Genomic DNA, 15,123 nt, shown 5'->3' on the forward strand with positions numbered 1-15,123 from the left:
ACTTGCATGTGTTAAGCCTGCCGCCAGCGTTCGTTCTGAGCCAGGATCAAACTCTCAAGTTTAATCATGACTATTGTCGCTAGATGCACGTTTGCGTTTTGACGAGGACACACATCAAATTGCGCTATTAAAGCGCTAAAAGAGTGTACCTCTAGAAACGTGCACCCATCGAAGTCTTGTATAACTTCCACCGGAGTAAACCCCAGCTTCCGTTCGCAAGAACCTCGCCGTCCACGTTTCTCTTTCTTCAATCTTCACAATGTCAAAGAGCTGACCCATCGGTTACAAACCGGATACGTCATTTTGGAAGCAAAGCTTCCGGAGTTCTTAGAGAAAAAGCTTTTCGCGCCGTTACCGGCCAAACTGCCTGATCTTTCAGATTTCTGTGCCGCTAGAACTCAGTGCCGGAAGGCGCTGTGCTCTGCAGCGATGACCGGGTTATAGGGGCACCCACTTTTCCCGTCAACAGGGTCGGCCAAAATTGCATGATTTTTGAGCCCGTTACTGCTCAAGCAATGTGCAAAACTGAACTGAAAGCCTAAGTTTTGTCGGCCTTTGCGCATTGAATAGCTTGAACGCAATTTCCGAGTTTAGGGCTGTGGACTATTCCTGTCGGTTTACGAGGCTGTTGAGGTTCGGGTGCGGCGCTGCGCGAATTCGGTAAAACCCGGAATTAGCAGCGGCAGCAGCACTGCGAGCCCGTAGATCACTGCGGAAATCAGCAGTGTCGTCGTGATATCGGTCAACTCGATGAGCGTTCCGGCATATAGCCCTCCAAAGGGCAGTAGCACGACCGTCATGGCGCTAAACGTTCCGACCATGCGCCCCGTCTTCTTCCTATCGATGCGCTCGAAGAGAACCGCGCTGACAACCGGATTGAGGAAACCTGCCGAGAATCCGCAACAGAGCAGAATAGCGAGCGTAACCCAGATGCTCGGGCTCAACGCTATGGCCATAAACGCAATAGGTCCCGCGCATAGGAATCCACCGATGACCACGGGCACGCGCGGCAGCGTCTGGCCGTAGATCGACGCGACCACCGCGCCCAGAATGGCCGAAATCTGAAAGGTCGCGAGGATTATGCCCAGCCACGAAACATCGAAGCCATGCTCTCGAATCCAAACTGCCAGCATGACCGAACCATAGGCGCTATCAAGCATGTTGGTGACCAACATCATGGCAGCAAACCCGAGGTAAACCGGGCTCGCGACGACCGTTTTGATCCCGCTGGCGAGCTCGGCAAAATAATGCGGGCGCTTCGGCTCATCCTCTGTTGGCTTTTCAGGATTGGGTACGAGCACGCCAAAGAACAGCAGGAGCCCTGAGACCAAAAATGTCGCCGCGTTGATGAAGAGTGCCGCGACCGGCCCGACCAGCGCTATGAGCACCCCTGCCCCGGCGAATCCAAGAGTGCCTGCCAGGCGGTCGCTTGTGCCCAAAATGCCGGTAACCCGCTCCAGCGGCACGTCCGAAACCGCAGCGACTTGCGGCACCAAAGCGCGCTTCGACGTATCCGAAGGCCCACGCAAGAGCCCCAATACGGCGACGACTGGGATGAGGATCCAGACGGAAAAAATCCCCAAAGCGAATAGAACTGGAATGATCATCAACAGCACGACAGAGATCACGTCGCACACGACGGCAACTCTGCGTGCACCCAAGCGGTCAATGTAGGGCCCGGCCAAAAACTGCGCCGCCACATAGGGCAGCAATTCGGCCATAGCCACTGCGCCAGTCAGTACGGGAGAATTCGTCGTTGTTAGGACCAGCCAGGGAATCGCAACGGCCGATAAACGCGTGCCGCCAATCGAGGCGACGGTTGCCAGTGCTAGAGCGATCAAAGACCTATGCTTCAAAACGCCCTCCCCTGCGTCTTAATGTGCGCCGACTAGATCGGTGGGCACGCTGAAACGCAAGCCAACAAGCGAGGAAACCCTCAACTATCAGCAAAAACAAAGGCCGGACTGATGATCAGCCCGGCCCCAAATTTTAGTAATCGCGCTCGAAGTAGACGCCCAGGCTTGAACTTCCGTCCTGTCCGGCAGCTCCCCGCACGGTCAAATCGTCGGTCACATCGAGGTTGATGTTGACCTTGGACTGGCCATTGGCCCCAGCCGTTACGCCAAGGTAGACATTGTCTTGGATGTAGGTCCCGGCCTTCACGCCAACATTGCCTTCCGCATCGGTGACAACGTCGAGGTCCGCCAAGCCTGCAGCACCGCGCAGACTGCCGACAAGACCACCGCCGCCTCCACCAACCAGTTCCGCCGCCGCGGCCGCCAGTTGCGCCAATTGTAGTGGCGACAGTTCACTGATCGGACGATTGAAGATCAAACGACTGAGCACTTCGTCTTGCGGCAAGGTCGGGCTGGAGCCGAAGGTCACGTCCAGGGCCGAAGCCCGCCCAGACACCGTCACCGTCACGTCGATATTGTCATTGGAGGTCGTCGCCACGAGATTGATCTGCGGATCCAGATCACCCAGCAGAGTTACCCCACCCGAGGTGAAGGTAATGCGCTGACCGAGGATCGAAAGCCTGCCGCGGATCAAGTTGAACGCACCAACCGGCTGAATATTGCTTGCCGGCCCTGTCAGGCGCAACGAACCGCCAACTTCAGCATCGAGCCCGCGGCCGCGAATAAAGATCTGGTTAGGCGCGTCAATCGTGACGTCCAGCGCAAGCTGAGGACCGGCCCCCGCAGCAGCCGAGCGAGAGGCAGCATCCGTGCCGACCTTCGCACGAACCAAGGTCTGCTCAACGTCGGCTGGAGTCGAGCGATGGTCGACATCGATTATCTGCCCTGCGCCGCCAAAGCTATCTGGTACGGTGATATTGGCCTGCTCAATTGTCAAACCGCCCGATAGCAGCGGGGTCGCCATGAGGCCACCCGTTACCTTGAGGTCACCACGTATGGTCGCGATGAAAAGATCGCCATCGGCATAGCGGGCCGAATTGATCGCTATCGTAAGGTTGGCAGGCAGATCGCCGTTAAGACCAATAGTCCCGCCCACCGACACACTTCCGCCCGTCGCCAGATTTGCCGTAAGGTTTTCGACCGTTGCGGTTGTGCCCGAAAGCGAAGCGCGACCAGTGATCCCCTGCAGTCGCAGGTTTAGTTCTGGGTCGATATAGCCGCCGTCAGCCAGCGAAACGCTGCCCCCAAATTGCGGGCTAGAAATCGATCCCCCAACTTGTGCATCAAAACTGGCCGTGCCCGAAACCTGCGCGCCACGGTCAGCGACGAAGCGGTTTGCCAGCGCCAGCGGCGCCGAGCCCTTGATGCTCACAGCCATATCCGCACCAGCAAGTGGAATGCGGCCCGAACCTGATACATTGAGCCCACCGTTCCCATTGGCAGTGAGGCTCTCAATGGTCACAGTGTTGGCCGCAAAACTGCCCGCCAGCGAGGCCGAGATTGGGGCAATCCCGAAGGGCGCGATCTGCGCTGTCGAAATGCCGTTGGCGTTGGCGTTGAAACGCACATTTGGATCGCTTGCAGCGCCCGTCACAATCGCTTCACCATTCAGCGTACCCGCGACACCCAGCGATGGAACGATGGTATTGGCGATGTTGAGCGGCAGCGCGTCAATGACGACGCGCATATCCAATACATCACCCGCCGTGCCGGACGCAGTGATCGAGCCCGAACCGACATTAAAGCGCAAGGCATCGAGCGAAACGCTTTCGCCCGCTACAATAAGCTCCGTTGGGCTCGCCAATGTCGCCGCCAACTGCCCCTGCGTGAGGTTGGCGCGATTGAGCGCCAAGCGATAGCCGTCAGCAATCGGGCTCAACGCGCCAGCGAGATCAATGTTCGTACCCGTTGCCAGCGCCGCCTGCGCATCAAAATTGGTGCTATCGCCCGATTGGTTGGCCTTGGCGGTCACGGAGTTGATCACCGTGCCCCCGGCCACAATGGTCGATGCATTTGCCACGCCGTCAATCGCCGGAACACCAAAGAGATCGCCAATAGTTGCCGCCACATCCGCCCGCCCAATGGAGATGCCGCTGACCTTGAGATCGCTGGCATTGGCGGTGAGCTGCGCGCCTTGCTCGCCATCCACTGGCGCCAGCGTCACTTTGGCATTGAGCGCGCCCGAGGCTTCGGTCAGCGCCAGAGCTGCTGCCAAAGACACATCTGGTGCAGCAATATCAAAACCGCCGTTGATGAGACCAGTCTCCGCATCACGCAGCGCCTGCCCGGTCACCTTGGTTCCGGCGATGTCAAACGACAGACCGGAGAGCGATTGGGTGACTTCGTCGAGTTTGAACTGCGAGGCCAGCTGCGCCAAATGCCCGTCGAGCGCTGCGCTGCCGGTGATCGTGCCGTTGGTCACGCCGTTGAACAGCGACGCTGCAACGCCGAACTTAGCGTCGCGAAGATCGTAGTCAGACAGTGTCCCAGTCGGAACAACACCGTCCAAAGCCAGCACCAGCGGCGTTTCGGCGTTTTCCGAACGGGCCGAACCCGTCACTTGCAAGGCACCGGAGGCATTTTCCGCCACCAGACCGAGATCGGACAGATCAAGGGCAATATTGAAATCGGCGCTATCGCTCGCATAGACGCCATCCGCAGTGACCTGAATGAGCTGGTTGCCGAGCTTGAAATTCTCTGCCGAGAACCCGCCGCCATCGCGCGCCACGCGGCCCGATAGCTTTATTTCGCCGTTGAGCAAACGATCCACAGTCGGATCATCAATGCGCAGCGTATCACCCGTGCCATCAAGTACGAGGTCGAACCCACCGCCCACGACTTCAACACGCCCGCTCGCGCTCAGGTTTAGCCCACCGCTGAGCGAGCGCCCGGCCAGCGACGAGAACGGCGCAATGCTTGCGGTGTCGATCGAAATCGTGCCGTCAAAATCAGTGCCGTCGATCTTGCCAACCAACCCAGCCGTCAGCGCCTTACCGGCAATGCGGAACTCGGCGAGATCGATCGGCTGCCCAGCGTTCCAAACGCCTGCAAGGCCCAGACCGACGTTGGAGCCGAGGGCGGCCTCCACGCCGGCATCAGCGGCAATGCCCGACAAAACGCCGTCGCCATTATAGGTGACGAGGCGCGCGGCTGGATCCGCCAAGTTCTTGGCCACGCCACCAACGCCGAATTCTAGGTCCCGCGCGGCAAAGCCATCTGTGACAAAATTTGCGACGGTGAGATCCGCCTTCCAGCTGTCATCTGCCGAAGTACCAAAGCCAATGCGCAGTTCTGCGCCCTGCACGCTGGTTTCAGCGCCCGCCAAAGGCAGCACCACCTTGCCACCCGCTGGATCAGCAATGGTTGCAGTCAGATCGAGCTTGGAGAGGAAATTGTCCGCAGTGGTCTCGGCCGAGCCTACCAGACCCAACTGCCCGCCACTGAGACGAATGTCAGAGATATCAAAGCCGCCCGCCGTCCGCACCAGCGCGTTGACGCCAAGGCGCGTATCCGCACCAAAGAACCGACGATATGGCTGAGCCACCAGCGTTGAGAGCGGACCACCAAGGTCAACGCTCACCGCCAGACCGTCGCGCGCCTGCGCAATACGGCCCGTACCGGCCAAAGCTTCTTGCCCATTGGCCAGCAATTTCAGCTCAGCATTGAGATCACTCACCGGCCCCTTACCAATGAGATTGAGGTCGACCGCCGGCCGTCCTTCAATATTGAGCAGATTGGCGATCACCCCATCTGGCGGTTCCGCCAGATTGAAAGTGACGTCCACCTCAGCATTTTCACGACGATACTTGAGATCAAGATCAAGCGTTCCGCCCGGCTCATCGACGCGGTCGATATCAGCAAAGACGTCAAGATCGCCATTTTCCAGCGTCACCCAGCCCTTGAGGCCAATGCGCGAGCCAAGCCCAAAAACGCTTTCGCCAAAGGTCACGCTTGGGACAGCGATTTCGCCAATCTGAATGGCCACCGGGAATTGCGGCACTTCAAATCCGCCAGCTTCCGGCGCCGGTAGATCAACCGAATTTTCGGCGGGTTTGGCGTTGCGCAGGTAATCAATGCTCTCGGCCTTGAGAGAATTAACCTCAAGCTTGCCAAAGAACAGCGCGCCTTGGTTCCAGTTCAGCGCCGCATTGTTGATCCGCAACCAAACGCCTTCTTCGTCGGCAATGCTGATCTCGCGGATGGTTACGTCTGACCCAAGCACGCCGTCGATATTGGACAGGCGGATCTGGCGTTCAGGCGTCGAAAGCTGGACTTCGACGAAACTCGTCAGCCAATCCTTCTGCTCTTCATTGCTCATGTCCTGCGCGAACAGGGTCACTGGAACAGCGGCCCCGCCCAACAGCAGCGCAGCAAGGACAAGACGGCGCTTGGTCGAAAATTTTGCCATTAGAATGCCTGTCCGATACCTGCGTAGATGGCCCAGTGCGCATCATTCGCACGCTTATTGAGCGGAACGGCTACATCAAGGCGAAGCGGCCCAAGGCCGGTGTAGTAGCGAACCCCAAGACCCGCGCCGATACGCATGTCCTGTAAGCTCGGAATCGTGTCGGCAGCGACATAGCCAGCATCGACGAAGGCGACGACGCCGATATCCTCGGTCACCTTAGCGCGGGCTTCAATAGAGCCTTCCACCAAATAGCGTCCGCCAGTTTCGGCCCCTGCCCCATTGTCGACACCGATAGACTTGTGTCCGTAGCCACGCACGGAGCCGCCACCGCCAGCAAAGAACAGCTGATCGGGCGAAATTTCTGCCAAATCGGGGCCGAGCAACGCGCCTAGCTTCACGCGCCCTGCGAGCACGAATTGGTCGTCTTCGCCAAAGCCAAAATAGGTGCGCCCCTCAACCTCAACCTTGGCTCCCGGCTTGTTATAAATAACGTCATACCAAGGAGCGACGGTTGCAGCGGCATAGAAGCCTTCGGTGGCATCCACCGCGCTATCGCGATTGTCAAAGACGACACCGCCATAGGCGCCGAAATAGGCGAAGTCACGCGTTCCGAAACTATCGTCAAAGCGTGCCCGTTTCGCCTGCACCCCGCCTGTCAGCGTAATTTCGTCGGAGAAATACCACTTCAACCCCAGCGAGCCACCGACGGCGGTTTCGGCATAGGTCGTGTAGACGTTGCGCTCAGCGGCGATGGCCGCAACCAGATCAACGTCCGGATGGTAAAAACCGGGCTTGGTAAAGGTGCCGCCCAAGAGATAGTCAAACTGCGCGGTATCGATCGGATAACCAATCGAGGCCACACGCGCATCAAGCCGCAAGCGCTCGGCTTGCCCGAAAAGATTGCGCCACAGGTGATAGCCTTCCACGCCAAGCCCATCGGTCGTGGAATAATTTGCGCCAACGCCAAAGCGTCGACCGGCCATTTCTTCGACCGTCAATTCAAACGGCAGCAAGCCATCCGAGCCAATGTCCTGCGCCGCGTCAAAGCGCGCAGAACGGAAGACCTCGAGACGATCAAGCCGCTTCTGCGCCTTTTTCAACTCGTCCGGATCATACTCCTGCCCCACGGCAAGGCCGGTCTGTTGGGCAACGAAATCGGGGTTCATCCGATCAGCGCCGGTCACGCGGATCGCACCAAACCCAGCCTTGCGACCAGGATTGACGGTGATCAACGCGTCAATCGTATTGGTTTTGTGATCGGCAACCACATCGCGCGAGACGATCTCGGCCTTGGGATAGCCCTGCTGACGCCATGCTTCCAACGCAAGACCTTCGGCACGGGTAATCACCCCGGCGCGCGCAATTTCTCCCGACGCGTAGCCACGCATAATCGGCGCATCGACCTGATCACCCGGATCGCTAGTCGGCGCTGCCTGATTGGCAATGGCCACGCTGTTGAAACGGAAAAGGGGTCCAGGATTGACGGACACCGTCACCTCAACCTGATCAGGCAGATTGGTATCGGGCGGAAGGTTTGATGCCTCCTGCCCGCCAATACGAACACTTACAACCCCGCCATAATAGCCCTCACTATAGAGAGCAGCGAGCAAACGGCGATAATCGCCGCGCGCTTTTGCAATCAGCCCCGCTGCGCCCGAGGCGGGCTCAGTTTGATCAGCGAGCAATCCCGAAGCATTGCGCAACGCCGATTCTATCGCGCCCCCTTCGGAGCTGGAAAACACGACGGTGTAGTTTTTGGGATCGACAACGACGGCATCAGCCGCTTTGTCCGCATCACTCTTGAAGAGGCCGAAAAAGTCGAACGCAGAGGCAGGTAGCACCGAAACCGACAGTGCGGCCGCAGCGATACACAGAGCGCCAAAACTCGAAACGAGACGCACTTTGAACAAAGGTAACCTGCCCTATTACGCAACAAACCAGATACGGGGCTGAAGCACACAATTGATTCCGTTACGGAAACAAAGAGTTAAACCTGCAGCAACTCCCCAGCGGATCGCATAGTCGTGAACGACCGTTAACCAGTTTAAGCTGATCCAGAGCTCAAAAATACCCTTCTTGGTATTTTTCGTGCCATTCCTTGATCAGAGTGGCGCATGGGCAACGACGTTGACGCGCGCGGCATGGCGGTACAGCATAGCCACCACTCAACACTGAAATTCCTTCTAGGACCCGGTATGTATCAGCTGCTCGACGCAAGCCGCTTTATCGTTTTCATCACAGGCGCAACCTCTGGTTTTGGTCAGGCCGCCGCTCGCCGCTATGTGGCAGCGGGTGCCAAAGTGATTGCCACTGGGCGTCGTATGGATCGCTTGATCGATCTGCAGATCGAGCTTGGCGCCGAGAATTGCCACATCATCGAGCTCGATGTCCGCGATCGCGCCGCCATCGAAGCTGCCATCGCTGACATTCCCGGTCCCTTCAAAAACATCAACATTGTCCTCGCCAACGCTGGCCTAGCGCTTGGCCTCGGTCCCGCCCACGAAGCCAGCCTCGACGACTGGCAGACCATGATCGACACCAATATTTCTGGCCTTGTCTACACGGTGCGCCTGCTGCTGCCCGGGCTGGTTGAACGCGGCGGCGGCCACGTCGTAACCTTGGGCTCGGTTGCGGGTGAGTTCACCTATCCCGGCGCTTCGGTTTATGCAGCGTCCAAGGCTTTCGTAAAACACTTCGCCCTCGCCATTCGCTCGGACTTGCAAGGCAAGAACGTCCGCGTCACCGATATTGAGCCGGGCCTGACCGAAACCGAGTTTTCTGTCGTTCGCTTTGCAGGCGACCAGAACAAGGCCGACAATGTCTATAAGGGCACCAAGCCGATGACGGCCGAAGACATTGCTGAAAGCATCTTCTGGGCCACCTCTCTGCCCGAACACGTGAACGTCAACAAGATCCAGCTTATGGCGACGACCCAAGCGATCGGCGCGTTTGACATCTACCGCGAGAAATAAGTCGCACGAGGGCGCGCGGCTGCGGCCAAGTTTCCAGTGACGCCGCGCGCTTAGATTTGTATGATCACGGGGCAATAATGAGATAGGCCCCATGACAACTGACCTGGACCCATTCACACGTGACCTTTGGCACGTGATTGCAGCCACGGACGAGCTTAAGATCGGGCTCGTTGAAAACACCATGCTGCTCGACCGCAAAATCTCCATGACCCGTGGGGTTGATGGCGAACCGGTTGTTTGGCTGCGCAGCAATGAGGAAGACGGCGACGACATCGACGCCGAGTCCATCCTCGACCGCCTCCCGGTGAAAACCGCTTATGGCTACACGTGGACTTGCCTCGGTAATCCAACCATAGCCCTGTTCCCCATCCCAGAATTTGCCGAACCCGACCGCAAGAATATGAACTGCGGCTCCATCGGCATTGCCTGCTCGGCGCCTCGTGCCGTTGAGAACTTCCTCGACATGGGCCACTTCCCTTATGTTCACACCGACATTCTCGGCGCTGAACCCCATACGGAAGTGAAGGAATACGACGTAGAAGTGTCGGAAGAACGCGACGAAGTGCTCGCCACCAAGTGCAAGTTCATCCAGCCACGCGCTGCCAAGTCGGCCACCAAGCCGATGGAAGTAGAATATGTCTACCGCGTGCCGCACCCCTTCTGCTCGGTTCTTTATAAGTCCTGCCCAGAAGACGAAAGCCGTCGCGACGTCATCGCAATTCTTCTCCAGCCGATGACTCAGGAAACCTGCCGCGCTCACCTGCTGCAGTCGATGATCGACAGCTATTCCTCCCTCGAAGATCTCCGCCGCTTCCAACAGACCATTTTCGGTCAGGATAAGCCGATCCTCGAAAATCAGTACCCGAAAAAGCTTCCGCTTGATCCGCGTTCTGAAACCCCGATCCGCGCTGATAAAAGCGCCATCGCCTACCGCCGCTGGCTCAGCCAAAAGGGCATCACCTACGGTGTGATCCCACAAGCGAGCTAATCACGCCTCTCTTCCGAGACGCATTCGGCCTCCCCGTACGCCAGGGAGTGCGACGACTAAATCAAGATCGTGGCGCGATCCAACCACTCGGATCAGATCGACATGGCCCTGTCCCTCTCCGACCCAAATTGGTACCCAATCGCCTCAAGCGATGACCTACCATTCCGCCACGTCTACCAAGGACAATTGCTTGGTCGCGAGCTCGCCGTTTGGCGCGCTGACGACGGCAATGTGAACGTCTGGGAAAATCGCTGCCTGCACCGCGGCGTCCGTCTTTCCATTGGCATCAACGAAGGCCAAGAACTCAAGTGCCAATACCACGGCTGGCGTTATGCCAATCAGTCCGCTGGCTGCACCTACATTCCGGCTCACCCCGCCGACGCTCCTGCGCGCCGCATTGAAAACCGCAAATACCCCGTCAAAGAAGCTTTCGGCCTCATCTGGTCGGCTGCTAATGAAGACCTGCCCTTCTCGCCCTTCCCGGGCTCGGAGAGCGGCAACTGGTTCGCCCTGCGCCCGATCCCGATCAATGCTGAACCTGAAGATGTGGTCGCTGGTCTAGCGCGCCTCGCGCCCGATGATCAGCCCGCCCAAATCCTGCCCGCAATGGCGGTCCGTCTTGGCCACGCGATTTTCTTCGTCCAGCCGATCGACGCCACTCGCGCCCAAATCCGCGGCCTCGTAGAAGGCAAGCCGTCCGACGAGCTGGCGATCCTGCGCCACTACAATGAGCTTCTCACCAAGCTGCGCGATCGCCTCGAACGCGCGCAAATCCGTAAGGCCAGCCAGCCAACGCCGCTCGAACCTGCTTTCGAAAAGGTATCGGTAGAGCTCTCCACCATGCCCGATATTGCCGTACCGCGCGGCAACACCATGCCTGTCGTGGTCAAGCGCAAGTGGCAGACCGCCGATGGCATCATGGCCTTCCAGTTCGCCGACCGCGACGGCAAGCACATGCCGACTTTCCAGCCGGGCGCGCATATCGACGTGCACCTGCCCAACGGTCTCATCCGCCAATATTCGCTGACCAACGGTCCGGGCGACCTCTCGTCCTATGTTATCGGCGTCAAGCTTGAGAATGCCTCCAAGGGCGGCTCCAAAGCGCTGGTAGAAACCGTGCGCGAAGGCGACGTGCTGGCCATTTCCGAGCCACGCAACAACTTCCCGCTCCGTCGCGATGCGACCCGCACCGTGCTTATCGCTGGCGGCATCGGCATCACGCCGATCCTCTCCATGGCTCGCTTCCTCGACAAGTCGAGCCTGCCCTATGAAATGCACTACTTCGCGCGCAACGAAGAAAACCTCGCTTTCAAGAGCGAGCTTGGCGCGCTGCATGGCGCGATCACCAATCATCTCGGCCTTGATCCGGTGGCGGTGAAAGCCAAGGTCACCGAAGTCCTCGGCGCTTACGACTTCTCCAACCACGTCTATATCTGCGGCCCCGGCCCCCTGCTGGAAATGGTCCGCGACACCGCCACCGAACTCGGTTGGCCGGATGAAGCCATCCACTTCGAATATTTCCAGAACACCACCGAGATCGACAGCTCCTCTGCTTTCGACATTGAACTGGCCCGTTCGGCCATGACGCTGCACGTCCCGGCTGGCAAGACCATTCTGGAAGTCATGCGAGAAGCTGGCCTCACCGTGCCGTCCTCGTGTGAACAAGGCGCCTGCGGCACCTGCCTCACCGGCGTCATGGAAGGCGAGGTTGACCATCAGGACGTCTACCTGAACAAGACCGAAAAAGCCTCCAACACCTGCATGATGACCTGCGTCAGCCGTGCCAAATCCTCTCGTCTGGTATTGGATATCTAACCTATGGCCATCACGCTTTATGATTTCGAGCTTTCGGGCAATTGCTACAAAGTCCGCCTGCTGCTCAACATCCTGAACCAGCCTGCAGATATGCATCCGGTGGAATTCTTCCCCGGAAAGGAGCACAAGTCCGACTGGTTCTTGCGCCTCAATCCGTTTGGCCAGCTGCCCGTCCTGAAAGACGATGATCTCATCCTTTCGGACTCAGGGGCGATCCTCGCCTATCTGGCCAAGAAATATGACACCACCGGCCAGTGGTTCCCGGACAATCCTGCCGTCACCGCAGAAATCCTGCGTTGGCACTCGGTCGCCGATGACATCACCTCCACCAGCTCGGCAGCGCGTCTTGCCCTCGGCTATGGTTATGATTTCAACATCGAGAAGGTGCAGGCCGGTGCTCACCGCATCTTCCGCCTGATGGACGAGCATTTGTGGTTCGGCGAACGCCAGGGCCGCGATTGGCTCTGCTCGCCATCCCACCCGACCACGGCCGACATCGCCTGCTTCCCTTATGTCATGCTTTCGGAAGAAGGCGGCATTTCCCGTCAGGACTATCCAGCGCTCCGCCGTTGGACAGACCGCGTCCGTCGCATACCCGGCTTCATGGTCATGTCGGGCATTTTCCCGGCCGGCAAGGCCAAGGAAAGCGCATAAATCACCCGAAATTTGCCCCTAGCGGGCAAAACAATCCGTGGCGGCTGGAAACCAGCCGCCATAAACGCTATCAGCGTGGCAAGATCGAGGAGTTATTCTCATGATTATCGAGCCCAAAATTCGCGGCTTTATCTGCACTACCGCTCACCCAACTGGTTGCGCCCGCAATGTGCAAAACCAGATTGATCACGTCACGATCAAGGGCGCTATCCCGTCAGATCGCAAGCGCGTTCTCGTGCTCGGCTGCTCCACGGGTTATGGCCTTGCCTCGCGCATCGTCACCACGTTCGGCTCTGATGCCGACACCGTTGGTGTTTCCTTCGAACGCGAGCCGGGTGAAGCTAAGCCAGCTTCGGCTGGTTGGTACAACAACCGTGCCTTCGAGAACCGCGCCAAGGCTGCTGGTCGCAAGGCCGTCACCATTGAAGGCGACGCCTTCTCGGACGCGGTAAAGGCCGAAACAATCGAAGCGATCAAGGCGAACTTGGGTCAGGTTGACCTCATCGTCTACTCGCTCGCCTCTCCAGTCCGCACCGACCCCAAGGACGGCGTCACCTACCGTTCGGCCATCAAGCCATACGGTTCGCAGGTCACCTCCAAGACGCTCAACACGGGCACCGGTGAAGTTTCTGAAATCACCGTTGAACCGGCGACCGAAGAAGAAGCTCAGGCGACCGTCAAGGTCATGGGCGGCGAAGACTGGGAACTCTGGATTGCGGCGCTTGCCGAAGCTGGCGTTCTCGCTGATGGCTTCCGCACCCTCAACTACACCTATCTCGGCTCCGAGCTGACTTGGCCGATTTACCACAAAGGCACTCTTGGCCGCGCTAAAGCTGACCTCGACCGTGCTGCAGCTGCCATCCGCGCCAGCCACGGCAAGGACTCGGCAAACGTTGTTGCGCTCAAGGCTGTTGTCACACAGGCTAGCTCGGCAATCCCCGTCGTTCCGCTCTATGGTACACTCTTGATCAAGGTCGAGGACGAACTGGGTCTGGGCGAAGGCCCAATCCACCAGATCGATCGCCTCTTCCGCGAAAAGCTTCAGGGCGACGTTGCGCTGGACGACGAGAACCGCATTCGTGTTGACGATTGGGAACTCTCCGAAGCCATGCAGGCCGAACTCAAGAAGCGTTGGGCAGAACTGTCCACCGAGACCCTTACCGATCTCGCGGACCTGCCGAAGTACCGCGAAGAGTTCATGCGCCTCTTCGGCTTTGCCGTTGGCGGCGTGGACTACTCCAAGGACGTTGATCCTCGGATCGTCGAGTAAACAAAATTTAGGGGCGCTCCGGCGCCCCTTTTTTATTGCTCAGAATTTGGCGTTTTGGGCGGATATTGATGCACATTGCCCTGCCAATCGGCCACTAAATGCCCCTGATCGGCCAATTGGGCCATAGAATTGGCCAAAGGAGATTTCCCATGTCCGCCGGGAATATCGAGCACGTAGGTCGGCTGGCACAGGCCCGATAGCCGCCCGCGCAACTGCGCCACCAATTCCTGACCCCGCTCCACGGAAACCCGGAAATGCCCCGTGCCCGGCGCCAGGTCCGGATGGTGTAAGTAGTAGGGTTTAATACGGTTTTCGACAAAACCACGCATCAAAGCGGCCATCGTATCAAAGTCGTCATTGACCCCCGCCAAAAGCACGCTCTGGCTGACAAGAGCAACGCCACCTTCCACCAACCGGGCGAACGCGGTTTTGGCAACTGCCGTAAACTCACGCGGATGATTGGCATGCACCGCCAGATAGGTCGTCTTGCCCGAAGCCCTGAGCGCCGAAACCATCGCATCATCAACCCGTTCCGGCTCAACCACCGGCACACGTGTATGAAATCTAACGATTTTTACGTGTTCAATCGGCGCCAGACGCTCCATCAAATCACGCAACCGGCGCGGCGAGAGCACCAGCGGATCGCCACCGGTGAGGATGACTTCCCAGATTTCCTCATGCTCAGCGATATAGGCAATCGCAGCGTCCAGCTCCGCTGGCGTCAGCGTCCCTAACCCATGCGGCCCCACCATTTCGCGGCGGAAACAGAAGCGGCAATAGACCGGGCAGACATGCACAGCCTTGAGCAAAACACGGTCCGGATAGCGATGCACGATCCCTTCAACCGGCGAATGCGCAAGATCGCCAATGGGATCGTCCCGCTCTTCCGGCGTGGTCGTAAGCTCTTCTACACGCGGCACAAATTGGCGGGCCATCGGGTCATTGGGATCGTTAGGGTCGATCAATGCCGCGACAGCAGGCGTAATGCCAATGGCATACTTATCCCCGACGGCATCCAGCCCTGTTACATTCTGAGCAAAACCTGCGGCCTGTAGTTCTGCAACCGACTTTATCGCGCGCGCAGGGCTACTCCCTCGCCC

At 58.5% G+C, this 15,123-nt stretch carries 9 protein-coding genes and 1 rRNA gene; 5 read left to right on the forward strand and 5 right to left on the reverse strand.

Going from position 1 to position 15,123, the window contains the following annotated elements; genetic code table 11:
- From HKD40_RS11605 to HKD40_RS11620, 4 genes are all read right to left on the reverse strand, one after another.
- Window positions 1–62 (reverse strand): 16S ribosomal RNA (locus HKD40_RS11605); the annotation flags it as partial.
- A gap of 555 nt (window positions 63–617) precedes the next feature.
- Complete coding sequence (locus HKD40_RS11610; RefSeq protein ID WP_169195938.1) at window positions 618–1,856, reverse strand: MFS transporter; 1,239 nt, start codon at window positions 1,854–1,856, stop codon at window positions 618–620.
- Between the two features lie 133 nt (window positions 1,857–1,989).
- Window positions 1,990–6,324, reverse strand: coding sequence for a translocation/assembly module TamB domain-containing protein (locus tag HKD40_RS11615; protein WP_169195939.1), 4,335 nt, complete (start codon window positions 6,322–6,324; stop codon window positions 1,990–1,992).
- The gene (locus tag HKD40_RS11620) at window positions 6,324–8,225 is read right to left on the reverse strand and encodes an autotransporter assembly complex family protein (RefSeq protein WP_349236808.1); all 1,902 of its coding nucleotides are present in this window, start codon (window positions 8,223–8,225) and stop codon (window positions 6,324–6,326) included. Before HKD40_RS11620 ends, HKD40_RS11615 begins: the two co-directional genes overlap by 1 nt.
- A 294-nt stretch (window positions 8,226–8,519) precedes the next feature.
- Between HKD40_RS11620 and HKD40_RS11625 the strand changes: the two genes are divergently transcribed.
- The 5 genes from HKD40_RS11625 (at window position 8,520) to fabV (ending at window position 14,023) form a co-directional block, all read left to right on the forward strand.
- A complete protein-coding gene (locus HKD40_RS11625) occupies window positions 8,520–9,296 on the forward strand; it encodes an SDR family NAD(P)-dependent oxidoreductase (protein ID WP_169196035.1) in 777 nt (258 codons plus the stop codon).
- 91 nt (window positions 9,297–9,387) lie between these two features.
- Window positions 9,388–10,284 carry an aromatic ring-hydroxylating dioxygenase subunit alpha gene (locus HKD40_RS11630; protein ID WP_169195940.1) on the forward strand — a complete coding sequence of 299 codons (897 nt, stop codon included), beginning with the start codon at window positions 9,388–9,390 and terminating at the stop codon, window positions 10,282–10,284.
- A gap of 102 nt (window positions 10,285–10,386) precedes the next feature.
- On the forward strand, window positions 10,387–12,099 hold the full coding sequence (locus HKD40_RS11635) for a Rieske 2Fe-2S domain-containing protein (RefSeq protein WP_169195941.1): 1,713 nt from the start codon (window positions 10,387–10,389) through the stop codon (window positions 12,097–12,099).
- Between the two features lie 3 nt (window positions 12,100–12,102).
- Window positions 12,103–12,753, forward strand: a complete 651-nt coding sequence (locus HKD40_RS11640) for a glutathione S-transferase (protein WP_169195942.1) — start codon at window positions 12,103–12,105, stop codon at window positions 12,751–12,753.
- Window positions 12,754–12,853: 100 nt separating this feature from the next.
- The gene (gene fabV, locus HKD40_RS11645; protein WP_169195943.1) at window positions 12,854–14,023 is read left to right on the forward strand and encodes an enoyl-ACP reductase FabV; all 1,170 of its coding nucleotides are present in this window, start codon (window positions 12,854–12,856) and stop codon (window positions 14,021–14,023) included.
- Between the two features lie 32 nt (window positions 14,024–14,055).
- Here the strand turns inward: fabV and HKD40_RS11650 are convergent, their stop codons facing one another.
- Window positions 14,056–15,096: a lysine-2,3-aminomutase-like protein gene (locus HKD40_RS11650; RefSeq protein ID WP_349236809.1), complete on the reverse strand. Its 1,041-nt coding sequence runs from the start codon at window positions 15,094–15,096 to the stop codon at window positions 14,056–14,058.
- Between the last annotated feature and the right edge of the window lie 27 nt (window positions 15,097–15,123).

Origin of the sequence: Devosia sp. MC1541 (genome assembly GCF_012847305.1) — a bacterium.
GTDB lineage: Bacteria > Pseudomonadota > Alphaproteobacteria > Rhizobiales > Devosiaceae > Devosia.

Coding starts and splice junctions, on each gene's coding strand:
- HKD40_RS11630 (WP_169195940.1), top strand. CDS start 9,388: ATGACAACTGACCTGGACCCATTCACACGTGACCTTTGGCACGTGATT.
- fabV (WP_169195943.1), top strand. CDS start 12,854: ATGATTATCGAGCCCAAAATTCGCGGCTTTATCTGCACTACCGCTCAC.
- HKD40_RS11640 (WP_169195942.1), top strand. CDS start 12,103: ATGGCCATCACGCTTTATGATTTCGAGCTTTCGGGCAATTGCTACAAA.
- HKD40_RS11615 (WP_169195939.1), bottom strand. CDS start 6,324: ATGGCAAAATTTTCGACCAAGCGCCGTCTTGTCCTTGCTGCGCTGCTG.
- HKD40_RS11625 (WP_169196035.1), top strand. CDS start 8,520: ATGTATCAGCTGCTCGACGCAAGCCGCTTTATCGTTTTCATCACAGGC.
- HKD40_RS11635 (WP_169195941.1), top strand. CDS start 10,387: ATGGCCCTGTCCCTCTCCGACCCAAATTGGTACCCAATCGCCTCAAGC.